This window comes from Paracoccaceae bacterium, from assembly GCA_019454225.1.
Taxonomy (GTDB): domain Bacteria; phylum Pseudomonadota; class Alphaproteobacteria; order Rhodobacterales; family Rhodobacteraceae.
Genome location: CP075370.1, coordinates 899,103 through 922,965 on the forward strand (window position 1 = coordinate 899,103; position 23,863 = coordinate 922,965).

Consider the following 23,863-nt stretch of genomic DNA (forward strand, 5'->3'; position numbering starts at 1 on the left):
CGAGGCCCCCCGTTACTTGGCTTTGCGGCGATAAAGCGTGTCGATGTAGACGGCGAGGACCAGAACCGTGCCGACGACGATGTTCTGGAGCGCCGCGTCGAAGCCCACCAGGACCATGCCGGTCTGGAGCGACTGCATGACGAAGGCGCCGAGGATCGCGCCATAGATCGTGCCGATGCCCCCGGCCAGCGACGTGCCCCCGATGACGGCGGCCGCGATGACGTAGAGTTCGTCGAGCGTGCCGAGCGCGTTGGTGGCCGAGTTCAGGCGGGCCGAGGCGACAACCGCCGACAGGCCGGTCAGGAACCCCATGAGCGCAAAGATCTTCACCGTCATCCAGCGGGTGTTGATACCCGCCAGTTCGGCCGCCTCGGGGTTGCCGCCGATGGCAAAGACGTAGCGGCCGAAGCGGGTGCGGGTCATGATGAAGGTCATCACGATGCCCACCGCGATCAGCATCAGCACCGGGATCGCGAAGCCGTGGCTGATGAACAGCGTCTGCCCCTCGGCCAGGGTGATGCCGTTGGCCTGCACATACTGGTTCACGATGCCGCGCGGCCAGGGGTAGGCGTTCACCAGCAGGACCGCGCCCAGCACGAGGCCGCAGCCCAGCACGCCCAGCAGGTATTCGGCCCACATCGGGCGCAGCGGGAATTCGAACTTGCGCCGCTGCGCGCGGCCGTTGACCAGCAGCCAGACGATGCCCGCACAGGCGACGAGGCCGACGATCCACGACCCGATTTCGCCCACCGAGCCATAGGGTCCGCCGCCCATCAGCGCGAAGGTGGAATCGACCGGCGAGATGGTGCGCCCGCGCGCCACCAGGAACGCCGCGCCACGCCAGATCAGCAGGCCGCCCAGGGTGACGATGAAGGCGGGGATACGGCCGTAGGCGATCAGCGCGCCATGGAAGGCACCGATGGCGGTGCCGAGCGCCAGCCCCAGGATGACCGTCAGGACCCAGATCGACGGATGCCCGAGCCCGACATAGAGCGGCAGCACCTCGACCTGGACAAGGCCCATGACCATCGCGATGAACCCGAGCATCGAGCCCACGGAAAGGTCGATGTGCCGCGTCACGATCACCAGCACCATGCCGCAGGCCATGATGCCGATGCTGGAGGTCTGCACCGACAGGTTCCACAGGTTGCGCGGCGTCAGGAAGGCGCCGAAGCCGTTGTTGAGATAGCCGACCAGGTGGAAGCCGACCCAGATCGCAAGCAGGGCCCCGACCATGCCCAGAAGGCGCGTGTCGAGTTCGGTCGAGCGCAGGAAGCGCGCGACGGGGCCGCCGTCGGGTGCGGAAGCCGCGGTCGTGGTGGTGGGTTGGGTCATGGGCGCGTCCATGTGAAAGGAGGATGCGACAAGAGGGGCCGCGGCATCGCCGCCGACCCTGCCGGTTCCGGGTGACCGGGGCAGCCTTGCTGCCAACGCAGGCGGAACCGGCGCCGGGCCAGGGCCCGGCGCCGGAAGGGGATCAGGCCGTCAGCAGCCTGCGACGCCCGCCATGGCACCCTCGCAGGCCTGCGCCTTCGAGATGTGGCCCGCGTCGATGGCGAGGTTCAGGTTGTCCTTGGTGATCGGGGTGGGGGCGAGGAAGATGGCGTTCATTTCAACGCCCTTCTCGCCGCCCGACCACTTCACCGCACCGGGGATCGCGTCCAGCGCCGTGCCGCCGGCCAGCGCCGCCGCGATTTCCGCAGCCGCCTTGCCCAGCTGGCGCGAGTCCTTCCACACCGACACGGTCTGGTTGCCGCGCGCGACACGGTTCAGCGCGGCGAGGTCGCCGTCCTGGCCACCGACCGGCACGTTCAGGCCCTGCGCGGCCAGCGCCGCGATGACGCCGCCGGCCATGCCGTCGTTCTGCGCCAGCACGGCGTCCACGTCGTTGTTCGCGGCCGACAGGATCTGTTCCATGTTCGACTGCGCGTTGTCGGGTGCCCAGCCCTGCGTGAAGCTTTCGCCCACGATCTTGATCTTGCCGGCGGCGACCGAGGCGCCGATCACCTCTTCCATGCCTTCGCGCAGGAAGCCTGCGTTCGGGTCGCCGGGGTCGCCCTTGATGATGGCGTAGTTGCCTTCCGGCACGGCGGCCATGACGGTTTCGGCGATGATCCGGCCGACGCCCTTGTTGTCGAAGGTCAGGTAGAAGGCGCGGCTGTCCTCGATCAGGCGGTCATAGCCGACGACCGGGATGCCCTCGGCCGCGGCCTTGTCGACGGCCGGGCCGATCGCGTCCTTGTCCATGGCGAGGATGATCAGGGCATCCGCGCCCTGGGCGATCAGCGCCTCGACATCGGTCAGCTGCTTGGCGGCAGAGGCCTGCGCGTCGGCGGAGATGTAGGTGTTGCCTGCCGCTTCCAGAGCGGCCTTGATCGCGGCTTCGTCCGTCTTCCAGCGCTCTTCCTGGAAGTTCGACCAGCTCACGCCGACGGTCAGGCCCTGGGCGAGTGCCGCCGACGAAAAGCCGACGACCGCCGCCACGGCGGCCAGAATGGTCTTGCGCATGTGTATCCTCCCTGATGGCGGCCCCCTGCGTCACGGGGCCGGTCCGGTTTCCACCGGCACGCAAAGACGTTGGCGGGAATAAATTCAGTTGTCAAACAAAAACAAACCGTGGATGACTTGCATGGTGGAACTTGCAGCCGGTCTCATGCTGCCATGCAGCAAAAAACACCGGAACTGACATGAACCTGCCTGCAAGCGGTGTTTTTTACTTCGGAGGCCAAAGAAAACATGCCGCAGTTCCCCGAGACCCGCGTGACGGATGCAGGTCTGGGCTGCGGTCCAGTCATTCCGCCGCTGTCCGATTCGCTGCGCCCGTTGCGCCAGCAGGTGTTCGAGAGGGTGCGCGCGGCCGGCGCGGCGGCCCGGGTGCAACTGGCGCGCGACCTGGCCGTCAGCCCGGCGTCGGTGACCACCGCCACATCCGAACTGATCGAGGCCGGGCTGATCGAGGAGGTCACCGTGCCCCGCGAGGACGGGCAGGGCCGGGGCCGTCCGGCGCAGGCGCTGGGCGTGCGGGCGGGCGCGCACCGCGTTGCGGGCATGAAGCTGAGCGACCGCGAACATACCGCCGTGGTGGTGGATTTCGCGGGCCGCCTGATCGCAGACGATGTGATCCCCCGGCGCCCCGGGCCGATGCAGATGTCCGAGATGCTGGAGGCGATCGACACGCTGCTGATGCGCGTCTGCGCCAAGGCGGGGATTTCGCGGACCGACCTGTCGTCGGTGGGGATCGGCGTTCCGGGGTTCGTGGATTGCGCCGCGGGTGTGGTGCTGTGGTCGTCGACGCTGACCGACCGGGGCGTTCCGCTGGCGGCGGCGGTTCAGGCGCGGCTGGGCATGCCGGTGGTGATCGACAACGATGCGAACCTGGTGGCACTGGCGGAACTGTGGTTCGGATCGGGGCGCGGGCTGTCGGATTTCGCGGTGGTGACGATCGAGCACGGGCTGGGCATGGGCCTGGTGGTGAACCACCGGCTGTACCGCGGGGCGCGCGGGCTGGGCATGGAACTGGGCCACACCAAGGTGCAGCTGGATGGCGCGCTGTGCCGGTGCGGGCAGCGGGGGTGTCTGGAGGCCTATGTGGCCGACTATGCCCTGGCGCGCGAGGCGACGACGGCGCTGAACCTGACGCGCGAGATGCCGATCGGGGTGCTGCTGGAAAGCCTCTACGATCATGCGAAGGCGGGCAATGGTGCGGCGCGGTCGATCTTTCGCCGGGCGGGGCGGTACTTGGCGGTCGGATTGTCGAATGTCGTCAACCTGTTCGATCCGGCGCTGATCATCCTGTCGGGCGAGCGGATGCGGTTCGACTATCTTTACGCCGCCGACACGCTGGCCGAGATGGAGAACCTTGCGATCAACACCGGCCGTCCGCGCCCGCCCATCGAGATCCATGCCTGGGGCGACCTTCTGTGGGCGCACGGGGCGGCGGCGCTGGCGCTGTCGGAAGTCACCGAGCGGCTGCTGTCGGTGCCGCGCGAGGTGGCGGCGCAGTAACGTGAACTTGTCCACGGCTTTTCCGCCGATCACCGGCCGTTGCGGCGGTGGTCGGATTGCCCCTGCCGGGGGGGGCTGCCATAGTCTGCGGGCAGGACAAGGGACGGGCGGGCGCATGGCGGAACGCGGCAGGATCGGGGGGCGTCGGGCGGCTGTGGCGGCCGTCCTGACGTTCTGGTCGTCCTGGGCGATGGCGCTTGACCGGGTCGATTTCGAGGTGGCGGGTGGTGACAGGGCACTGACCGGTGCGCTGCGGGCCGCATCGGCCCTGAACGCGGCCCAGGCCGACGGCACGACGGACGCGCAGGACATCTTTGCCGCCGCGCGCGCCGAATACGGGCGCCTGCTGGGTGCGCTGTATGCGCGGGGGCATTACTCTGCCGTGATCAATGTGCGGATCGACGGGCGGGAGGCCGCCGACATTGCCCCGCTCGACGCCCCCGCGCGCATTTCGGTGGTGTCGGTGCGGGTGGACCCCGGGCCCGGGTTCGTCTTTGATCGGGCGCGGGTGGCACCGCTGACGCCGGAAACGACCCTGCCCGAAGGATTTGCGCCGGGCCGGCCCGCCGAAAGCGGATTGATCCGGCAGGCGGCACAGGCCGGGGTGGATGGCTGGCGGTCGCAGGGTCATGCACGCGCCACGGTGGCCGCGCAGGATATCGTGGCCGACCATCGCCGCCGCAGCCTTTCGGCCGACATCCGGCTGGCCCCCGGCCCGGCCCTGCGGTTCGGCCCGCTGACCGTGACCGGTCAGGAACGGATGCGCCTGTCGCGCATCATGGCGATTGCCGGGTATCGCGAAGGCCAGAAATTCAGTCCGGAATCGCTGGAACGGGTGGCCGAGCGGCTGCGCCGGACGGGGGTGTTCCGCTCGGTCGCGCTGACCGAGGATGAGCGTATCCTGGCGCCCGACCTTCAGCCCGTCACCCTGACGCTGGTCGAGGAAAAACCGCGCCGCTACAGCCTGGGCGCCGAGCTTTCCAGCCTGGACGGCGTTTCGCTGTCGGGATCCTGGACCCACCGGAACCTGTTCGGCGGGGCCGAGCGTTTCCGGATTGCGGGCGAGATTGCGCAGATCGGCGCGCAGACCAGCGGGGTGGACTATATCCTGGCGGTCTCGCTGGACCGGCCCGCCGATATCCGGGCCGACACCACGGCCAGCCTGACCTTCGACCTGGCGCATCTGGACGAAGAGGATTTCCGGGCGGACACGGCGGGCCTGGGGCTGCTGCTGACCAACCATGCATCGCGTCGCCTGACCTGGACGGTCGGCATCCGCTATGACGCGGCGGACGTCGAGGACATCACCGGCAGCTATCGCTATCGCAACCTGTCCCTGCCGCTGACCGGCACCTGGGAGGGACGCGACAAGCCGCTGGACGCGCGGCGGGGCCTGTACGGCAAGTTCGAACTGCGCCCGTTCCGCGGGTTCGACGGTGCCGGGTCCGGATTGCGCGTGACGGCCGATGCGCGCGCCTATCGCAGCCTGGGTGAGAATGACCGGGTGACCCTTGCCGGTCGGTTGCAGGCCGGATGGGTGACGGGGCCAAGCCTGCTGCAGACCCCGCGCGATTTCCTGTTCTATTCCGGCGGCGGCGGAACGGTGCGGGGGCATCCCTACCAGTCGCTTGGCGTCAGCGTCCTGCGCAGCGATTTCAAGATCGGGGGACAGGCGTTCCTTGCGGCCTCGGTCGAGGCCCGGGTGCGGGTGACCGACACCATCGGTATCGTGGGGTTCTACGACTGGGGGCATGTGGGGGCCTTCGATTTCTTCGACGACCTGGGCGGCGAACACGCGGGGGCCGGAATCGGCCTGCGCTATGACACCGGGATCGGCCCGATCCGGCTGGATGTCGCGGCGCCGGTCAGCGGCGACACGGGCAAGGGCGTGCAGGTCTATATCGGGATCGGACAGTCATTCTGATGATGCGCATACTGAGCCTGATCCTGTGTCTTGTGTTCCCGCTGGCGGCACTGGCGCAGGATGACCGGGGGACGCTGACCCGCTTTCTGGAGGACAACCTGTCCGGCGCGGGGCGGCAGGTGATCGTGGAAGGGTTCCGCGGCGCCCTGTCCAGCCGCGCGCAGATCGACCGCCTGACCATTGCGGATGACGACGGCATCTGGCTGTCGCTGACGGGCATCGTGCTGGACTGGAACCGCCTGGCCGTGCTGTCCGGCAACATCCAGATCTCCGAGCTTTCGGCGCGCGAGGTCGAGCTGGTCCGCCCGCCGCGTCCTGCGCCCGGCGCGGCCGTGCCGTCGCCCGAGGCCACGCCCTTTGCCCTGCCGGACCTGCCGGTCGCGGTGGATATCGGCCGGATCGCGGCCGACCGCATCGTGCTGGGCGAGGCGGTGCTGGGGCAGCGGGTCGAGGGGACGCTGGAAGCCGCGATGAACCTGTCGGGGGGCGAGGGGCGCGCGCGCCTGCGCATCCTGCGGCAGGATTCGGGGCCCGAGGGCACGGTCGACCTGGACGCGAGCTATTCGAATGCGTCGGGTGCGCTGGTGATCAACCTGGAGGCGGCGGAAGGCCCCGGGGGCATCGCAGCGACCCTGCTGGGCCTGCCGGGAACGCCGGACGCGCGGCTTGTGGTGCAGGGCGCGGGGCCGCTGTCGGCGTTCGGGGCGAACGTGTCGCTGACCACCGAGGGCGAGGATCGGCTGTCGGGGCGCATCACCCTGCGCGAGGAGGTTCCCGGACAACGCCGGTTCGCGGCCGACCTGGGGGGCGATCTGGCGCCGCTGTTCCTGCCCGACTATGCCGAATTCTTCGGCCCCGAGGTCAGGCTGGTGGCCGAGGGCGCGCGCGAGGCGTCTGGGCGGCTGGACCTGTCGCGGCTGACGGTCGCCGCGCGGGCGCTGACACTGGACGGCAGCGTGGTCGTGGCGGCCGACGGTTTGCCGGAGCGGTTCGCGCTGGCCGGGCGGCTTGGCCTGCCTTCGGGCGAGCCGGTCCTTCTGCCGCTGGCGGCCGAGCAGCGGACCCGGGTGGCCCAGGCCGACCTTTCGGTGACCTATGACGCCGCGCGCGGCGAGGGCTGGACGGCGCGGGCGACCGTGCAGGGGGTGGACCGCGCCGACATGGCCATCGCGGAACTGGCGCTGAATGCGTCGGGCCGGATCGCGCGGCGCGCGGGGCAGGCCGCCCCGCCGGTGTTCGGCGCGACGGTGCAGTTCACGGCGGCCGGTCTGGCCCCGGCCGATCCGGCGCTGGCGCAGGCGCTGGGTGACCGGGTGGAAGGGCGCGCGATCCTGTCGCGGCAGCGCGGCGACGATTCGCTGCGTATCGGCGAGCTGCGGCTGAGCGCGGCGGATTACGGGCTGACCGCGCGGGGCATGGTATCCGGCCTGACGGCCGGGTTCCGCATCGAGGGTGCGGCCGAGGCGCAGGCGCGCGACCTGTCGCGGTTTGCGGCATTGGCGGGGCGCCCGCTGGCGGGTGGCGCGCGGCTGACGGTGCATGGCGCGGGCAGCCCGCTGGGCGGCGATTTCGACCTTGTTGCCGATGTGGCGGGGACTGACCTGCGGATCGGTCAGACCGAGGCGGACAACCTGCTGCGCGGCCCGTCGCGCGTGCAGGTTTCGGTGCGACGCGATACGGCCGGCACGGTCCTGCGCGACCTGACGGTGACGGCAGGCCCGGCCCGGCTGACGGCAACGGGCACCATCGCGACGGCGGGCAGTGACCTGACCGCGCAGTTCGATTTTCCCGACCTTGGGGTTCTGGGGGGCGACTGGCGCGGTGGGCTGGCCGCAGAGGCCCGACTGACCGGCACGGAAGAGGATGCGGCGCTGACCCTGCGCGGAAGCTCGCGTGACCTGCGGACCGGGCTGGCCGAGGCCGACGGCCTGCTGCGCGGCCAGACCTCGCTGGACATCCGGCTGGACCGGCGCGGCGACCGGATCGGAATCGAGACGGCGAACCTGACGAATGCGCAGGGCGCGCTGCGGCTGACCGGGCACTACGACCCGGCGGGGTCCGACCTGTCGGCCGCACTGTCGCTCGCCGATCTGCGGGTGCTTGGGGCGCGCTATGCCGGTGCGCTGAGCGCCGACCTGCGGGCGGCAGGAACGCCCGAGGCGGGAACACTGAACCTGACGGGCACGGGGCGCGGGCTTGCGGCGGGGCAGGCCGAGGCCGACCGCCTGCTGCGGGGCGATTCGGCGCTGCGGCTGGCGCTGCGGGTCGACGGGCGGCGCCTGCGGGTCGAGGAGGCCCGGCTGACCAACCCGCAACTGTCGGTCGAGGCCACGGGGCTGGCCGAGGGCGCCGACCGCCGCATCGATCTGACGGCGCGGCTGGCGAACCTTGGCCTGATCCTGCCCGAGTTTCCCGGCCCGCTGACCGTCGCCGGCACGGTGCGCGAGGATGCGGCGGGATATGACCTTGACCTGCGGGCGCAGGGGCCGGGGCAGATCGCGGCGACGGCGCGCGGCCGCATGGCGCCGGATCTGGGTCGTGCGGACCTGCGGCTGGCGGGTTCGGCGCAGGCGGCGCTTGCCAATGCCTTTCTGGGCAGCCGGGCGGTGTCGGGATCGGTGTCTTTCGACCTCGGGCTGAACGGGCCGCCGGCGCTGGCGTCGCTGTCGGGGCCGGTCCGCTGGACCGGTGGCCGGATCAGTGACCCCGACCTGCCTTTTGCGCTGACCGATGTGGGGGCCACCGCCACGCTGTCGGGTGGCCGGATGCGGCTGGACGCGGCTGCGGCGCTGACCACCGGGGGGCGGGTCACGGTTGCGGGTGGCGTGGGGCTTTCGGCGCCCTATCCGGCGGATCTGGCGATCGGCCTGCAATCGCTGCGGCTGCGCGACCCCGAACTGTTCGAGACCACGCTGGACGGTGCGCTGAGCCTGCAGGGGCCGGTGACGGCGGGCGGCCTGCTGTCGGGCCGCATCAACCTGCGCGAAACCGAGTTGCGGGTGCCGTCGACCGGGCTTGGCGGGACCGGGGACATACCCGACCTGCGGCATGTGGCCGAGCCGCCTCTGGTGCGCGCGACGCGCGCGCGCGCGGGGCACCTGGGTGACGGCGGCGGGGGTGGCGGTGTTTCGGGGTCCGGTGCATTGCGGCTTGACCTGACGATCTCGGCCCCGAACCGCGTGTTCATCAGGGGGCGGGGCCTTGATGCCGAGCTGGGCGGCGAGGTGCGGGTGCAGGGCACGACGGCGGCCGTGGTGCCGTCGGGCGCGCTCAACCTCATCCGCGGCAGGCTGGACATCCTCGGCAAGCGGCTGACGCTGTCCTCGGCGCGGCTGGATCTGCAGGGCGGGCTGATTCCGACCATCGAGGTGCTGGCGTCGAATTCCAGCGAAGGCATCGTCAGCTTTGTCCGGATCGAGGGTCCGGCAGACGCGCCGGAGATCACCTTCGAGTCGGTTCCCGAACTGCCGCAGGAGGAAGTGCTGGCGCGGCTGCTGTTCGGGCGCGGGTTGCAGAACATCTCGGCCTTGCAGGCGGCGCAACTGGCCTCGGCCGTGGCGACGCTTGCCGGGCGTGGCGGGGACGGCATCGTGGGACGGTTGCGCAAGGGCTTTGGCCTGGACGACCTGGACCTGACCACCGATGCCGACGGGGAAACCAGCCTGCGGGCCGGGAAATACATCAGCGAGCGCGTCTATACCGAGGTCGAGGTGCATCACGGCGGGCAGAGCCGGATCAACCTGAACCTCGACCTGCGCGAGGGGCTGACGGTCAAGGGCCGGATCGGATCGGATGGCGAGGCGGGTGTCGGCCTGTTCCTGGAAAAGGACTACTGAGGGGACCGACGCGCGGCATCTATCGCTGCCCCCAGCAGGATCGCGTAGGCGGACAGATAGACCCACAGGAGCAGCGCCGCGACCGCGCCCAGCGAACCGTAGACCTGATTGTAGCTGCCGAAGTTGGCCAGATAGACGACCAGCCCGCGCGACGCGATGGCCCAGAGGACGACGGCGACGAGCAGGCCCCGGGTGAACAGCGGCGGCGCGGCGCCATGATTGGGGGCAAGCCGGTAGACCATCGCGATTGCAGCGACCACCAGGGTCAGACCAAGCGCCACGTTGGCGGTTTCCAGCACGCCGCCCTGCCAGGGCCCGAGCGGCAGGAACCCGATGGCCAGCGGCGTGCCGATGGCCAGGACCATGGCGGCCAGAACCAGCCCGACCAGCATCACGGTCAGCAGAAGCGCGCGCGCGATGTCCCAAAGCCCGCCGCGCGGCGGCAGGCCGTGCACCGCGTTCACGCCCTGCACCAGTGCCGCCACTCCGGCCCGCGCCGACCACAGCGCGATCAGCGTGGACAGGGCGGTTGCCCAGCCAAGGTCGCGGTTGTTCACCGCCAGCAGGGCCGAGATCTGGCCTTCCATCAGGGTGAATGCCTCGGGTGGCAGGAAATCGCGGGCGAGTTCGAGCTGGCTGCGGATCACCGCGGGGTCCGATACGAAGCCCCATAGCGCGATGATCGCGGCCAGCCCCGGAAACACCGAAAGAAAGGCAAAGAACGCGACGCCCGCGGCAACCTGGCTGATGTCGCGCCGCGTGACTTGGGCGTAGAGGCGCCCGGCGGCCGACAGGAATGCGCGAAACTGCTTCATCCTAGCGCGTCATCTGCAGCCGTATCCATCAAGGCGTGTCGCACAATACGAAAAGGCCCGCCGGAGGGGCGGGCCTGTCCCGATGATGCAGAGGCGTGCCGATCAGTGGCTGCCTGCATCCTTTTCGTCAGTCAGCACGATGATGGCTGCCACGGCAAGGCCGCCAGCGACCACCACGCCGGTGCTGAGTTCGCCAGCACCCTGCTGGGTGGACACGGTCACGCCGCAGTCATTGGTCGTCGCGGGATCGCAGGCCACCGAAGCGGTCGTCGAGGCGACAAGCGCGAGCACGGCGGCGAGAGCGGTATAGCGGGTCATGTCGGGCCTCCTTGAACAAACATTGGTGGCTGGATAGCACAGCGCCCGGGTTCAGGAAAGCCGCATTGAGCGCCAGGCCGGGCAGGTCAGTCGGACAGGCGCCGGATTGCCACATATCCGACCGTATGCCCGATCCATTGGCGTGACTGGCGCAGTTTTGCGCCTCCCTGCAACCAGTACTCGTTCACGAATCGGGTGCCGCCGCCTTCACAGGACTCGCGCACCAGCCGGGTTTCGTAGGCACGTTCGACCACCACGATGCGCGCCGGTCCTGCCGAGGAGGCAGTGCAGGAATAGCGCGTGATCACGGCCTGATCCTCACCGTTCAGGGTGGTGTGCAGCCGTTCCCACGATCCGCCGGCCGCCAGTTGGGCAACGCCGGGAACGCGGGCCGCCATCAGATCGGCGCCAAGCCCGCGTGTGGCGACGATCACGCCGTCGCGCACCGAAATGGTCCGGTCATCGGGCGAGGACCAGGTTTCCACGCCGCCATTCAGGCCCGTCCGCACCACCACGGCAGAGACACCGGCCTTTTCGAGGGTGACCAGATCGGCGGGCACGGTGATCGAGGCGATCTGCGCGCGGGTCAGGCGAGAGGGCGAAAGGTCGACCCTTGGCGCTGCGCCACGCGTGCCCGCGACCGAGGTCGCGACGGTCTGCGCGATGCGGGCCGAAGGCGATATCTGCGTCTGCGAACCGCATCCGGCGAGGACAAGGCCCGACAGCGCGAGCAGTCCGGCGGCAAGGGAAGCGCGGATCATTTCCAGAATCTCCCCCACTGCCGGTCAAGGCCCGGCGCGTGATACCCGCGAACCTGTTCGTAAAGCCGACCGTCAACTTCGAGCCGTGCACCGCCGTCACGTCCGAACGGCCGCAGCACGGACTTCGAGGTCTGCCGCGACGGCTGGCCGATCACCCAGTTGAGCGGAACCTCGATCAGGATGCCCTTGTCGAACGAACCGCTGCCGAAATCGGCGGCGCTGACATTGGTCTTGGTGGCGAATGCGCCGACCTTCCAGCCGTTCGCGAATTCCCTCTGGATTGACAGCGTGGCGCCCGTGTCGCCCGCCAGGTAGCGACCGACGTCAAGCTGGACGTGGAAACCCTGCGCAAGTTCATAGTAGGCGCTGACGTGGCCGGTCGCCACGCGATAGGAATCCGGGCCGCCAGGGTTGGCATTGTCGGTTTCGTAAAGCCGCGCGGGCAGGTTGAACCCGAGCCCGCCGTCCGGCGACCGCTGGGCCACATAGTTCACCTCGGCGCCAAGGGCGAAGCGACTGCCCGCCGGTTTCCACAGAACCTCGGCCGAGACGCCGCCGAACATCCGTTCCAGATAGCCAACCGAAATCCGGCCGTAGACATCGCGCCCGAGCTTCGTGTTCCAGTGCAGGGCCAGTTTCTCGAGTGCCGTCGTGCCCTCGGCATCATACCAGTAGACGGCCGACCGCACGGGTTGCAGGCGGCCGCGGTCGGGCAGGGGGGGGCGCTCATCCAGATTGCCTGCCAGCTTCTGCGTGACCGATCCTTCAAGCCGCAGGCCGGGCGCCAGATCCAGCCGCACGGTGCCGCGGATGCCGACGTCGAGCTTCAGCGGATCGCGCTGATCGAACAGGCGGAACCGCTGATACGGCGCCAGCGACCAGGCGAAGGCGGGGTAGAGATCGGGATCGCGCACCATGCCTGCCGGGCGGGCGCCAGCCGCGTCGATCCTGGCGCGGGCGCGCAGCGCGGCGGCGCCATCGGGCGCGAATTCCAGCGCCTCGATGTCCGAGCGCCGCAGGGTCACGGTTGACGTGGCCATGCCTTCGCTGACCAGCACGATGTCGAACACGTCGATCGAAGGCGGCAGCGCGCGGGACATCGCGCGCGCCGCGCGGCCCACGGCCTGCGCGCCGGCGTCATAGCGCGTGTTCCGGATGCGCAGTTCGCTGCGCCCGGCATCGGACCGCAGCCCCTCGATCTGGATGCCGTCATCGGCAAGCAGCCGCTTCAGACGTTCCACCTGCGCGGTCTGCTGGGCGGGATCGGCAACCCAGGCGGTGCTCCAGCCGAGCGCCCCGGCGCTCTGGCGGGGTATCACGGATGCGGGGGCGCCCTCGGTGATGCCGCCGCCGGGGCGGGTCTTGGGGTCGATGGCGAACTGGGCGGCGATGCCGACGGTGCTGCCGTACATGTAGTAGGCGCCGATCGTGGCGCCAGGCGCCGCCCGATACTCGACACCCAGGTTCAGCGGGCTCTTGCGTTCGAAGGTGCCGCGCTTGCCGGCCTCTTCCGCGTAGGCGTCGCTGGAGTATTCGGCCTTGAGCGTCCAGCGGTCATCGACCTGCCATTCGATCCCGCCGAAGGGCGCGGCCGGCCCGCGGAACCAGGTGTCGGTGTTGAAGTTGCCGCCAAAGCCGATGTCGATGGGCGGGCGAACGCCAAAGGGAGACCCGATCGAGCCGTGGCTGCCAAGCCGGCCCCATCCGAGGCCGACGGTGGCCTTGAAACGCGGCGTGATGTTCTTGGTTGCCACGATGTATTCGCCAGCCAGCACGCCGGTGCCCGCGAAGTCCTGCAGGCCAATGGTAACGGCCGGAACGTAGCGGCCTTCCTTGAGTATCTGATAGCGCAGGTCGAAGCTGCGGTCGTAGTAGGTATCGAACTGGTTCTCGCCCGCGCAGTCGGGCGGGCAGAAGTTGCGGTTCCAGTCGCGCACCCCCAGGAAGCGGAAGCTGCCCGACAGGCGCGGCGTGATCTGGAACGACAGGGTGGTGCGGCTGATCGGCCCGAAATGCGACGTCGCAATCGAAATCTCGCCATCGGGCTGCGCTTCGCCGGACGGCATGTCGATGAGGCCGGTGGCACCATACATGTTCAGGCTGGTTCGCGGGCGCGGAGCATCGCCACCGTCCTGCGCCACCGACGGGATCGCCAGCGACAGGAGCGCCACCGCCGAGACGGTGGCCGCGAGGGCACGCGCGCGATGTGATCCTATGAACTGCAGAACCGGCATCGAAACCCCCCGAACCGTGCCCGGTGACCTTATTCAGGCGCTTTCCGCGCGGCAATGGTGAAGCTTGCCCCGCGTCGCCTGCGCGCAGCACTATGGCAAAGCGGCAACCTGCGGCGGGACCGTGGGGCCGTGGTATTCCTCGACATAGTCGCTGACCACGGAGCGCGCAGCGTCGGCGTCGCCGACCGCCACGGCAGACCGCAGGGCGCGCAGGGCGGCGGCCATCTTGAGTTCGGTCAGGCTGCGTTCCTCGGCGCGGAGGATCTTGGGATGCGGCGTGGTCAGAAGCCCCTCGCCGATCAGCAGCTCCTCGTGCAGTTTCTCGCCGGGCCGCAATCCGATCACCGTGATCTCGATATCGCCGTTGGGGTTCGCGTGGTCGCGGACCGAACAGCCCGCAGCCTCGATCATCTGCACGGCAAGGTCGCGGATACGGACGGGTTTGCCCATGTCCAGCACATAGACATCGCCCCCGCTTCCCTCGGCCGGATCGGCAAACGATCCCGCCAGCAGGATGAGCTTGACCGCCTCGGCAATCGTCATGAAGTAGCGTGTGACGTCGTCGTGGGTCAGCGTCACGGGACCGCCGCGGGCGATCTGTTCCTTGAACAGGGGCACGACCGATCCCGACGAGCCCAGCACGTTTCCGAAGCGCACGATCGAGAACACGCAGCCGGACGAGCGTTTGGCGAGATCCTGGATCACCAGCTCTGCCAGCCGTTTCGATGCGCCCATGATGTTCGTCGGCCGCACCGCCTTGTCCGTCGAGACGAGAACGAAGCGCTTGACACCCGCCTCGTTGGCGGCATCGCCCATCGTGCGGGTGCCAAGCACGTTGTTGGCAAGCCCGGCAATCGGGTTCGCCTCGACCAGCGGCACATGCTTGTAGGCGGCGGCGTGGACCACCACCTCGACCGCGTTGTCGCGCATCACCATGCGCGCCATCCGGGCATCGGTTGCCGAGCCGAGGACCGGCACGATCTCGATATCAAGGCCCTCGTTCAGTTCGCGCAACTCACGGTCGATGCTGTAGAGCGCGATCTCGCTGACATCGAACAGCACCAGCCGCCTTGGCCGGAGGGCCAGCAACTGTCGGCAGAGTTCCGACCCGACCGATCCGCCCGCGCCGCTGACCAGGACCACGCGCCCGGCGTAGGCCCCCGCCGCGGGCGCCAGCACGCCGTCGATCTGGCGGCGGTTCAGGAACCGGCCCGGCACGACAGGGGTCAGCGAATCGACCAGAGCCTCCTCGCCGATCAGCTGGGCGAAGGATGGCACCGACATCACCTGCAACCCGATCTCGCCCATCCGGCGCGCGACCTGAGCCAGCCGCGGTGCCGGAACCGAAGGCATCGCCAGAATCACGCGATCCACGTCGAACCGGCGGGCTATCTGCGTGATCCGGTCCGATCCGTGAACCCGCAGGCCGGCGACCGACATTCCGTGCAGCGCCGCGTTGTCGTCGACGAAGGCCACGGGCATGATGCTCTGATGCGCGCGAAGCGCCGCGGCAAGCTGGACCCCGGTGTTGCCTGCGCCGTAGATCAGCACCCGCTTGCGCGGCTGGCCCAGCCTCAGCACCCATTGCAGCAGGTGCAGCAGCAACACCCGCGTGGTGACCGACAGCAGGAAGGCCATCAGCCCGAACAGGACCACGCCGGTCCCGGGAAAGAAAGGCCCGAACTGGGCCAGCGACAGCCCGAACCCGAGGGTCAGCAGGACGGAGGCAAAGGCCGTGTTCAGGATCGCCCGCGATTCGTAGGCCTTGAGCTGCACCCGGTGAAGGCCGAGCGCCAGCGATGTGACCGTCGCAAGCAGCGTCACCACGGCAAATTGCAGCGCCATGCGTTCGACGAAGGGCACGGTCGGAACGGCGCTGTAGACGACGGACACCGCAAGCAGCAGGGCCAGCGGCGCACAGATCACATCGATTGCCAGCAGCAGAACACGCTTCTGCGAGCGCGAGAGGCGGTCGAACAACGAGAACAGGAGGGCCCGGAATGCCGCCATCGGTGTCAATCACGCCCCTGCAAGAAATCCTGGTCCATCTGCCCGATCCACAGGATCGCTTCGAACCCTTCGAGTATTACGCTGCAATTGCATCTGAGTCTGCCCCTGCGATAGCGCCGTTCAGGGATTCGGGCAAGTTTCCTGCGGACTCTGCCGCCGTGAAAGGCGGTATTCTGCCGGAATGCCGCACGAAAAGGCAGGTTTGCCGCGCGAAACGTCGGGCGTGACGCTGCAATGCAGCACAACTCGGGGTTGTTCGCCTACAGGAGGAACAACACGATTCCCGGGAAGAGAACCAGCAGCACGACGCGCAGCAGGTCTGAGCCCACGAAGAACAGCACCGCATGCCAGGTTTCCGGCAGCGGGGTCTGGCGATCCATCGTGTTGATGACGAACAGGTTCATCCCCACCGGCGGCGTGATCAGCCCGACCTCGACCACGATCAGCACCAGGATTCCGAACCAGATCGCTGTGGCCTCGGGCGACATCCCGAAATCAAGTCCGGCGATAACCGGGAAGAACACCGGAATCGTCAGCAGGATCATCGAGAGGCTGTCCATGACGCAACCCAGGACAAGGTAGAAGACAAGGATGATCACCAGCACCGCCCAGGGGCTGAAACCCTGCGCCAGAACGGTTGCCGACAGCGTCTGCGGTACCTGGGTCAACGCGAGGAACGCGTTGTAGACGGCCGCACCCAGCACGATGAAGAAGATCATCGCGGTGGACTGTGCCGTGGCCAGAACCGACTGTATCAGGGTGCGGAATGTCAGCCCGCCGTTCGCCAGGGCGATCAGCCCGGTGCCGAGCGCACCGACCGAAGCGCCCTCGGTCGGGGTGAACCAGCCGCCATAGATACCGCCGACCACCAGCAGGAACACCAGCAGCACCGGCCAGACTGCCAGCAACGCGCGGAACCGCTCGGGGTATGCCACGCGGTCCCGATGCCCGGCGGTTCCCGGATACAGCCGCACGTAGAGGGCGATCACCAGCATGTAGCCCACTGCGGCAAGCACCCCCGGCACGAAGGCCGCAAGGAAAAGCTTCGCGATGTTCTGTTCCGTCAGAATGGCATAGATGACCAGCACCACCGAAGGCGGGATGAGGATGCCGAGCGTACCGCCCGCGGCAAGCGCGGCGGTCGAGATGCCACCGGCATAGCCCGCGCGGCGCAGTTCCGGCAGGGCGACCTGGCCCATCGTCGCAGCCGTAGCGAGCGACGACCCGCAGATCGCCCCGAATCCGGCACAGGCCCCCACTGCGGCCATGGCGACGCCACCCTTGCGATGACCGAGCCAGGACTCCGCAGCCCTGAACAGGGCCTGGCTCATCCCGCCCAATGTTGCGAACTGACCCATCAGCAGGAACATCGGGATGATCGACAGCGAGTAGCTGGAGAAGGTGGCGAAGCTGTCCGACTTCATCTTGGCGAGGATCATGTTCGGGCCGCCGGTGACAATGGTCATCCCGGCCAGTCCGCAGACCAGCATGGCCAGCCCGATCGGCGCGCGGGCGAATATCATCAGCAGGAGGATGGGAAACGACCAGACCCCGATCTCGAAGTTGCTCAACGCCCGCCCCCCGGATCGTCCTGTGGCAGGATCACCCGGCCGCTGGCAGCCGTGGTCACGCGCGCCAGGGCGACATAAAGCCCGACGAGTGCGGCAACGCTGGCCGCGGCAAGGCTGGCCGCGTAGGCCCACCAGACCGGGAACTGCAGCAGGAAGGTGGTTTCGCCATTGCGGATCTTGCCCTGCATCCCGTCCTCAAGCCGCCAGGCGATGAACACCAGCACGGCGGCAAAGACCACTTCCCAGAAGGCGGTCAGCCACAGGCCCGCGCGCGGGGGCAGGCGAGCGGTGAACAGGTCCACCGTGGCATGGCCCGACCGCAACTGGCACCACGGCAGGAAGGCGAAGATGGCAAAGGCGATGCCCGACTCCACCAGTTCGAAATCGCCCTTCACCGGACCGAGGCCCAGCGACGCGAGCGCCGAGGCGGCACCTGGCGCGGCGGCGCCCAGCCAGTCCGACCAGGCCAGCGTCGCGAGCCCGCGCCCGAGCACCGACAGGCAAGTGACAAGGACGAGCGCGACAAGGACAAGCCCCCCCGCGCCCGCCATGCCCCGGGCGACCAGATCGACGATTCGCGCCATGGCGAAACGGAGGGCGAGCGCCCGCCCCCCCTTGCCTACTTCGCGTGCCTTGCGATGGCGGCCTGCGCCTCTGCCAGCAGCGCCGCGCCGTCCACGCCGGTGGCCGTGATCTCGGCGACCCAGGCTTCCACGGTCGGCTGTGCTGCGGCTTTCCACTCGGCAATCTGGTCAGGCGTCAGTTCGATGATGTTGTTGCCCATCGCCAGTGTCGCGGCCCGGGCCGGTTCGTCCGCCGCCTGGCTTTCGCGGGCGGCGAAGGCCGAAAACTCCGCGCCGGAGTTCGCGTCGATCACCGCCTTCAGGTCGTCGGGCAGCCGGTCGTACACATCCTTGTTCATCGCCATCAGGAATACCGAGGTGTAAAGCGGCGCGCCCGGAAATTCGGTGTGGTTCTTCACCAGCTCCGAGGATTTCACGGCGCCTGTCACTTCCCACGGTATGATGGTGGCGTCGATGACCCCCTTCGAGAGTGACTCTGCCACGGCGGGCACGGGCATGCCGACCGCCGTCGCGCCCAGCGTCTCGACCATCTTGTTCGTCACCCGGGTCGGCGCCCGCAGCTTGACGCCCCGCAGGTCGGCCGTGGTGACGATGGGGGTTTTCGAGTGGATCAGGCCGGGGCCATGGCAGAACAGCCCGATCACCTTCACATCCTTGAACTCGCCGGCGAAGAACCGGCTTTCGCCCAGTTCCCACATCGCCCGGGCGTGGCTTTCGGCATCGGTCATCAGGAAGGGCAGTTCAAACACCTCTGACTGCGGGAACCGGCCGGGGGTATAGCCCGGCAGGGTCCATACGATGTCGGCGACACCATCGGTCACCTGGTCAATGAGGTCGGCAGGACGCCCGCCAAGCTGCATCGCGGGATACTGCTCGATCTTGATGCGCCCGCCCGACTGCGATTCGACGTTCTGCGCCCAGACGTTCAGCACCCGCGTCGGCACGGGCGCCTGCGCCGGCAGGAAATAGGCCATCTTCAGCGTGACCTCCTGCGCGGCGGCGGGCATGCCCGCCAGCGTGCCGAGCGCGATCGCCAGCCCGAAGCCGAGCGCCGTTCTGCGTTTCATCGTCATGGTCATCCTCCCTTTGTGTCATGGCGCCTTGCGGCAGGTTCTGCCCGGCGCCCTTGTACGTGCAGTTCTGCCACGGGTCGTATCAGGCATACACTGAATTTCACACGCGCATCCATGCCCGCGCGCTTATGCCCCCCGACGGTGTGGCCGGTGATTCAGCGGGCCGGGTGACGCGGGCGGCTGCGCAGGAACAGCATCAGGGGCAAGCCGCAACTGACCCCGATGCAGAACGTTGCGGGAATGACCAGCAGCAGCAACCGGTCACGCCGCGCCTGTGCCTCGGCCACCGCCCAGACGGTCAGGGCGATGGCGGCAATTGTCAGATCCCAGGTCAGGCCGGTTGTTGACGCATTGACATACCATGCGTCGATCAGACCGGACAGGCCCGTGCCCGTCTCGCGCATGTGGGTCAGGAACCAGGCCATCGGATGCACCGCACCCCAGATGGCCAGACCCAGCCAGACCCACCGCAGCGCTGTCATTCCGCCAGGACCACGCCCACACGGGCGTCGCCCGAAATGGTGACACCGTCGGCTTTCTTGGCGGGCGCGACGGGCGGGCCGTCGGCGCCACAGGCAGCCAGGAGCAGGGCAGCTATCAGAATCTTCGGCATCTTTACCTCGGTCTTGCTTTCAGGTTCGTGGCCCTACTTGCCCTGCGAGAGCGCTGCCTGCCACCGCGCGATCTGCTCGCGCACGCGGATCGGCGCCGTTCCGCCGTAGGAGGTGCGCGAACGGATCGAGTTTTCCACTCCCAGCACGCCGAAGACATCTTCCGTGATCGCGGCGTGAACCGCCTGCATCTCGGCCAGGGTGAGGTCGGGCAGATCGCATCCCCTTGCCTCGGCCCGGGCCACCAGCGTTCCGGTCACGTGATGGGCATCGCGGAATGGAAGGCCAAGTTCGCGAACCAGCCAGTCGGCAAGGTCGGTGGCGGTCGAGAATCCGGCCCCGGCGGCGGCGGACAGCGCCGGGCGGTTCGCCTGCATGTCGGCCACCATGCCCGTCATCGCAGCCAGCCCCAGCATCAGGTTGTCGGCCGCGTCGAACACCTGTTCCTTGTCTTCCTGCATGTCCTTGGAATAGGTCAGGGCCAGTCCCTTCATCACCGTGAACAGTGCGACCGTCGCGCCAAGGATGCGCCCGAGCTTGGCACGCAGCAACTCGGCCGCGTCGGGGTTCTTCTTCTGCGGCATGATGCTGCTTCCGGTCGTCCAGCGGTCTGACAGCCGAACGAAGCGGAACTGCGCGGACGACCAGATCACCAGCTCTTCGGCAAAGCGCGACAGGTGCATGGCGCAGATGCTTGCCGCCGACAGGAATTCCAGCGCGAAATCGCGGTCGCTGACGGAGTCGAGGCTGTTGGCCGTCGGCCGGTCGAAGCCGAGCGCGGCGGCGGTCATGCCCCGGTCGATGGAAAAGCCTGTGCCCGCCAGCGCGGCGGCACCCAGCGGGCACTCGTTCATCCGCGTGCGTGCATCGGCGAACCGGCCCCGGTCGCGCGCCAGCATTTCCACATATGCCATCATGTGATGGCCCCAGGTCACCGGCTGCGCCGTCTGCAGATGGGTGAAGCCCGGCATCGGCCAGTCTGCCCCGGCTTCGGCCTGCGCAAGGAAGGCACGCATCAGCGCCTCGATCCCCGACACCGCTGCGTCGCACTGGTCACGCACCCACAGACGGAAATCGACCGCAACCTGGTCGTTGCGCGACCGCGCCGTATGCAGTCGGCCGGCCGGTGCGCCGATGATCTCTTTCAGCCGGGCCTCCACATTCATGTGGATGTCTTCGTATTCCACACGGAACGGGAACGTGCCGCCCTCGATCTCTGACAAGACGGTGAGCAGCCCTTCCCCGATGGCCTCGGCATCGCTATCGCTCAGGATGCCGCAGGCGGCCAGCATCGCCGCATGCGCACGGCTGCCCGCGATGTCCTGCGGCGCGAGCCGCCGGTCGAACCCGATCGAGGCGTTGATCGCCTGCATGATCGCGTCCGGTCCGGCGGCGAAACGCCCGCCCCACATGGCATTCGCGTCGGTCTTGTCGGTCATGGCTGCGGCCTTCGGAGGTTACATGCGGGTTTTTCTGGCGGCTCTCTACACAATCGCACTTGCAGGGGCTACCCCGGCGGTCGCCGATCGCGCGGCGGCCGAGGCGGTGCGGGCGGGCGACATGCGCAAGCTGGTGATCCACGAGACCCCGCGCGACCTGCCCGAGGTCACGCTGGTGATGCTGGACGATGCACCCCGCAGTCTTGCCGAATGGCGCGGGGAATGGGTGGTGGTGAACTTCTGGGCGACGTGGTGCGCGCCGTGCCGTCACGAGATGCCGTCGCTTGACGCGCTGGCGGCCACCGGGCAGCCGGTGGTCACGGTTGCCACCGGCCGGAACCCGCCACCGGCAATCGAACGGTTCTGGGCCGAAACCGCGATCACGCACCTGCCCGCGCTGCGCGATCCGAAATCGGCGCTTGCCCGGCAGCTGGGCATCCTGGGCCTGCCCGTCACGCTGATCCTGAACCCCGAAGGCCAGGAGGTCGCGCGACTGACGGGCGATGCCGACTGGGCGTCGCCCGACGCCGCGGCGGTTCTGGCGGCGCTGCGAGACTGAGCCTTCGCATGCGTCGGGGGGCGTGCCCCCCGCTGCCGATCGCGTCAGACGAAGAACTGACCGCCGTTCGCGCTGATGGTCGATCCGGTGATGAACCCTGCGTCATCGGATGCCAGGAACACCACGATCCGCGCGATTTCCTCGGGTTCACCCAGGCGACCCACGGGTATCTGCGGGATGATGCGTTCGTTCAGCACCTTCTCGTCGATGGCGCGCACCATTTCCGTGCCGATGTAGCCCGGGCAGATCGCGTTCACCGTGATCCCGGCCCGCGCGCCTTCCTGCGCCAGGGCCTTGGTGAAGCCCAGATCGCCCGACTTGGCCGCCGAGTAGTTCGCCTGGCCTGCCTGGCCCTTCTGGCCGTTGATCGACGAGATGTTGACGACCCGTCCGAACTTGCGGTCACGCATGCCCGTCCAAAGCGGATGGGTCATGTTGAAGAGGCCCGACAGGTTGGTGTCGATCACCTCTTTCCACATCTGCGGGGTCATCTTGTGGAACATGGCGTCGCGGGTGATGCCTGCATTGTTCACCAGAACCGCGACCGGACCCAGATCCGCCTCGACCTGCGCGATGCCCGCCTTGCAGGCGTCATAGTCGGCAACCGACCACTTGTAGGTCTTGATACCGGTCTCCGCGGTGAAGGCCGCAGCCGCCGCGTCGTTGCCTGCATAGTTCGCGGCAACGGTATAGCCGGCGTTCTTGAGGGCGATGGAAATGGCCGCGCCGATACCGCGCGAGCCCCCGGTGACCAGGGCGACTTTGGACATGCGTTCTCCTCCACGAGAATGGTTCAGGCAATATCGTTAGATATCGGGGTTCGCGGGCGCAAGATCATTGCGCCCGCAATCGCGATCAGCGTTCTACGCAGAGCGCCACGCCCATTCCGCCGCCGATGCACAGCGTCGCCAGACCCTTCTTTGCGTCGCGGCGGATCATTTCGTGGATCAGCGTGTTCAGGATGCGCGCACCCGAGGCGCCGATGGGATGCCCGATGGCGATGGCGCCGCCGTTCACGTTCACGATCGCGGGGTCCCAGCCCATGTCCTTGTTGACCGCGCAGGCCTGGGCGGCGAAGGCTTCGTTGGCCTCGACCAGGTCCAGATCGCCGACCTTCCAGCCTGCCTTGGCCAGTGCCTTGCGGCTGGCATGGATCGGGCCGACGCCCATGATCGAGGGGTCAAGCCCTGCGGTTGCATAAGACGCGATGCGCACCAGCGGTTTCAGGCCCCGCTTCGCGGCCTCTGCCTCGGACATCAGCATCACGGCTGCGGCGCCGTCATTCAGCCCCGAAGCGTTGCCGGCGGTCACCGAGCCGTCCCGCACGAACGCCGGGCGCAGCTTGGTCATGGCGTCGATCGTGGCGCCATGGCGGATGTATTCGTCCTGGTCCACCACCACATCGCCCTTGCGGGTCTTGACGGTGAAGGGCGCGATCTCGTCCTTGAACTTGCCAGCCTTCTGCGCGGCCTCGGCCTTGTTCTGGCTGGCCAGCGCAAATTCGTCCTGCATGTCGCGGCTGATCTGCCACTGGTTCGCGACGTTCTCGGCCGTCTGGCCCATGTGGTAGCCGTTGAAGGCGTCCCAGAGCCCGTCCTTGATCATCGAGTCGATGAAGTTGAGGTCGCCCATCTTCTGGCCTGCCCGCAGATGCGCGACGTGAGGCGACAGGCTCATGCTTTCCTGGCCGCCGGCCACAATGATCGCCGCATCGCCCAGCTGCACATGCTGTGCGCCCAGTGCCACGGCCCGCAGGCCCGAACCGCAGACCTGGTTCAGCGACCACGCGCTGGCTTCCTTGGCGAGGCCCGCCTTGATGTGGGCCTGGCGAGCGGGGTTCTGGCCCTGCCCGGCGGTCAGCACCTGACCGAGGATCGTCTCTTCGATGTCTGCCTTGTCCACGCCCGCACGGGCCACCACCGCCTCGATCACCGCCGCGCCAAGATCGTGGGCGGGCGTGTTCGCGAAGGCCCCGTTGAAGCTGCCGACGGCGGTGCGCGCCGCCGAAACGATCACCACATTGGTCATGTGCCGGTCCTTTCCCGTTTCCGGGCGGGGGACACCCCCGCCTCCCTCGCGCCCGGGCTTACGGGGGCAGGGTCCGAAAAGCAAGGTTTCTGCGG

18 protein-coding genes are annotated in these 23,863 nt (G+C 68.4%); 4 read left to right on the forward strand and 14 right to left on the reverse strand.

The features are described from left to right. Positions 1-12: 12 nt before the first annotated feature. Both KF887_04320 and KF887_04325 read right to left on the reverse strand, forming a co-directional pair. Entirely contained in the window at positions 13-1,335 is a 1,323-nt protein-coding gene (locus tag KF887_04320) for a sugar ABC transporter permease (protein ID QYK42356.1), read from the reverse strand. Positions 1,336-1,485: 150 nt separating this feature from the next. Beyond that, on the reverse strand, positions 1,486-2,508 hold the full coding sequence (locus KF887_04325) for a substrate-binding domain-containing protein (protein ID QYK42357.1): 1,023 nt from the start codon (positions 2,506-2,508) through the stop codon (positions 1,486-1,488). A gap of 228 nt (positions 2,509-2,736) precedes the next feature. Between KF887_04325 and KF887_04330 the strand changes: the two genes are divergently transcribed. The 3 genes from KF887_04330 (at position 2,737) to KF887_04340 (ending at position 9,765) form a co-directional block, all read left to right on the forward strand. Then, positions 2,737-4,005 (forward strand): ROK family protein, encoded by a 1,269-nt coding sequence (locus KF887_04330; protein ID QYK42358.1) that lies wholly within the window; start codon positions 2,737-2,739, stop codon positions 4,003-4,005. A 115-nt stretch (positions 4,006-4,120) separates the two neighbouring features. Next, complete coding sequence (locus tag KF887_04335; protein QYK42359.1) at positions 4,121-5,929, forward strand: outer membrane protein assembly factor; 1,809 nt, start codon at positions 4,121-4,123, stop codon at positions 5,927-5,929. Between the two features lie 2 nt (positions 5,930-5,931). Continuing rightward, entirely contained in the window at positions 5,932-9,765 is a 3,834-nt protein-coding gene (locus KF887_04340) for a translocation/assembly module TamB domain-containing protein (GenBank protein QYK43432.1), read from the forward strand. Here the strand turns inward: KF887_04340 and KF887_04345 are convergent. The 10 genes from KF887_04345 to argH form a co-directional block, all read right to left on the reverse strand. Beyond that, complete coding sequence (locus KF887_04345) at positions 9,759-10,580, reverse strand: YihY/virulence factor BrkB family protein (protein QYK42360.1); 822 nt, start codon at positions 10,578-10,580, stop codon at positions 9,759-9,761. The two genes, KF887_04340 and KF887_04345, sit on opposite strands and share 7 nt — an antisense overlap. A gap of 102 nt (positions 10,581-10,682) precedes the next feature. Then, positions 10,683-10,898 (reverse strand): hypothetical protein, encoded by a 216-nt coding sequence (locus tag KF887_04350; protein QYK42361.1) that lies wholly within the window; start codon positions 10,896-10,898, stop codon positions 10,683-10,685. Positions 10,899-10,984: 86 nt separating this feature from the next. Next, a complete protein-coding gene (locus KF887_04355; GenBank protein ID QYK42362.1) occupies positions 10,985-11,659 on the reverse strand; it encodes a YjbF family lipoprotein in 675 nt (224 codons plus the stop codon). Further along, entirely contained in the window at positions 11,656-13,893 is a 2,238-nt protein-coding gene (locus KF887_04360; protein QYK42363.1) for a YjbH domain-containing protein, read from the reverse strand. The genes KF887_04355 and KF887_04360 overlap by 4 nt, the downstream gene beginning before the upstream one ends. Positions 13,894-13,983: 90 nt before the next feature. Further along, positions 13,984-15,903 (reverse strand): polysaccharide biosynthesis protein, encoded by a 1,920-nt coding sequence (locus KF887_04365; protein QYK42364.1) that lies wholly within the window; start codon positions 15,901-15,903, stop codon positions 13,984-13,986. A gap of 260 nt (positions 15,904-16,163) precedes the next feature. Further along, positions 16,164-17,474: a TRAP transporter large permease gene (locus tag KF887_04370; GenBank protein QYK42365.1), complete on the reverse strand. Its 1,311-nt coding sequence runs from the start codon at positions 17,472-17,474 to the stop codon at positions 16,164-16,166. After that, positions 17,471-18,058 (reverse strand): TRAP transporter small permease, encoded by a 588-nt coding sequence (locus tag KF887_04375; protein QYK42366.1) that lies wholly within the window; start codon positions 18,056-18,058, stop codon positions 17,471-17,473. The genes KF887_04370 and KF887_04375 overlap by 4 nt, the downstream gene beginning before the upstream one ends. A 35-nt stretch (positions 18,059-18,093) precedes the next feature. Beyond that, positions 18,094-19,131: a TRAP transporter substrate-binding protein gene (locus tag KF887_04380; protein ID QYK42367.1), complete on the reverse strand. Its 1,038-nt coding sequence runs from the start codon at positions 19,129-19,131 to the stop codon at positions 18,094-18,096. Between the two features lie 155 nt (positions 19,132-19,286). Then, on the reverse strand, positions 19,287-19,613 hold the full coding sequence (locus KF887_04385) for a DUF2834 domain-containing protein (GenBank protein QYK42368.1): 327 nt from the start codon (positions 19,611-19,613) through the stop codon (positions 19,287-19,289). A 164-nt stretch (positions 19,614-19,777) separates the two neighbouring features. Beyond that, positions 19,778-21,181: an argininosuccinate lyase gene (gene argH / locus KF887_04390; protein QYK42369.1), complete on the reverse strand. Its 1,404-nt coding sequence runs from the start codon at positions 21,179-21,181 to the stop codon at positions 19,778-19,780. Between the two features lie 22 nt (positions 21,182-21,203). Here argH and KF887_04395 point away from each other — a divergent pair, with 22 nt between their 5' ends. Next, positions 21,204-21,740 carry a TlpA family protein disulfide reductase gene (locus tag KF887_04395; protein QYK42370.1) on the forward strand — a complete coding sequence of 179 codons (537 nt, stop codon included), beginning with the start codon at positions 21,204-21,206 and terminating at the stop codon, positions 21,738-21,740. Between the two features lie 44 nt (positions 21,741-21,784). On the opposite strand, the gene phbB is transcribed toward KF887_04395, so the two are convergent. After that, a complete protein-coding gene (gene phbB, locus KF887_04400; GenBank protein ID QYK42371.1) occupies positions 21,785-22,510 on the reverse strand; it encodes an acetoacetyl-CoA reductase in 726 nt (241 codons plus the stop codon). Positions 22,511-22,595: 85 nt separating this feature from the next. After that, positions 22,596-23,768 carry an acetyl-CoA C-acetyltransferase gene (locus KF887_04405; GenBank protein QYK42372.1) on the reverse strand — a complete coding sequence of 391 codons (1,173 nt, stop codon included), beginning with the start codon at positions 23,766-23,768 and terminating at the stop codon, positions 22,596-22,598. Positions 23,769-23,863: the final 95 nt, after the last annotated feature.

What these genes read in the sequence shown, in the direction of transcription:
- KF887_04320 (QYK42356.1), bottom strand. Translation starts at nt 1,335, where the DNA reads ATGACCCAACCCACCACCACGACCGCGGCTTCCGCACCCGACGGCGGC.
- KF887_04325 (QYK42357.1), bottom strand. Translation starts at nt 2,508, where the DNA reads ATGCGCAAGACCATTCTGGCCGCCGTGGCGGCGGTCGTCGGCTTTTCG.
- KF887_04330 (QYK42358.1), top strand. Translation starts at nt 2,737, where the DNA reads ATGCCGCAGTTCCCCGAGACCCGCGTGACGGATGCAGGTCTGGGCTGC.
- KF887_04335 (QYK42359.1), top strand. Translation starts at nt 4,121, where the DNA reads ATGGCGGAACGCGGCAGGATCGGGGGGCGTCGGGCGGCTGTGGCGGCC.
- KF887_04340 (QYK43432.1), top strand. Translation starts at nt 5,932, where the DNA reads ATGCGCATACTGAGCCTGATCCTGTGTCTTGTGTTCCCGCTGGCGGCA.
- KF887_04345 (QYK42360.1), bottom strand. Translation starts at nt 10,580, where the DNA reads ATGAAGCAGTTTCGCGCATTCCTGTCGGCCGCCGGGCGCCTCTACGCC.
- KF887_04350 (QYK42361.1), bottom strand. Translation starts at nt 10,898, where the DNA reads ATGACCCGCTATACCGCTCTCGCCGCCGTGCTCGCGCTTGTCGCCTCG.
- KF887_04355 (QYK42362.1), bottom strand. Translation starts at nt 11,659, where the DNA reads ATGATCCGCGCTTCCCTTGCCGCCGGACTGCTCGCGCTGTCGGGCCTT.
- KF887_04360 (QYK42363.1), bottom strand. Translation starts at nt 13,893, where the DNA reads ATGCCGGTTCTGCAGTTCATAGGATCACATCGCGCGCGTGCCCTCGCG.
- KF887_04365 (QYK42364.1), bottom strand. Translation starts at nt 15,903, where the DNA reads ATGGCGGCATTCCGGGCCCTCCTGTTCTCGTTGTTCGACCGCCTCTCG.
- KF887_04375 (QYK42366.1), bottom strand. Translation starts at nt 18,058, where the DNA reads ATGGCGCGAATCGTCGATCTGGTCGCCCGGGGCATGGCGGGCGCGGGG.
- KF887_04380 (QYK42367.1), bottom strand. Translation starts at nt 19,131, where the DNA reads ATGACGATGAAACGCAGAACGGCGCTCGGCTTCGGGCTGGCGATCGCG.
- KF887_04385 (QYK42368.1), bottom strand. Translation starts at nt 19,613, where the DNA reads ATGACAGCGCTGCGGTGGGTCTGGCTGGGTCTGGCCATCTGGGGTGCG.
- argH (QYK42369.1), bottom strand. Translation starts at nt 21,181, where the DNA reads ATGACCGACAAGACCGACGCGAATGCCATGTGGGGCGGGCGTTTCGCC.
- KF887_04395 (QYK42370.1), top strand. Translation starts at nt 21,204, where the DNA reads ATGCGGGTTTTTCTGGCGGCTCTCTACACAATCGCACTTGCAGGGGCT.
- phbB (QYK42371.1), bottom strand. Translation starts at nt 22,510, where the DNA reads ATGTCCAAAGTCGCCCTGGTCACCGGGGGCTCGCGCGGTATCGGCGCG.
- KF887_04405 (QYK42372.1), bottom strand. Translation starts at nt 23,768, where the DNA reads ATGACCAATGTGGTGATCGTTTCGGCGGCGCGCACCGCCGTCGGCAGC.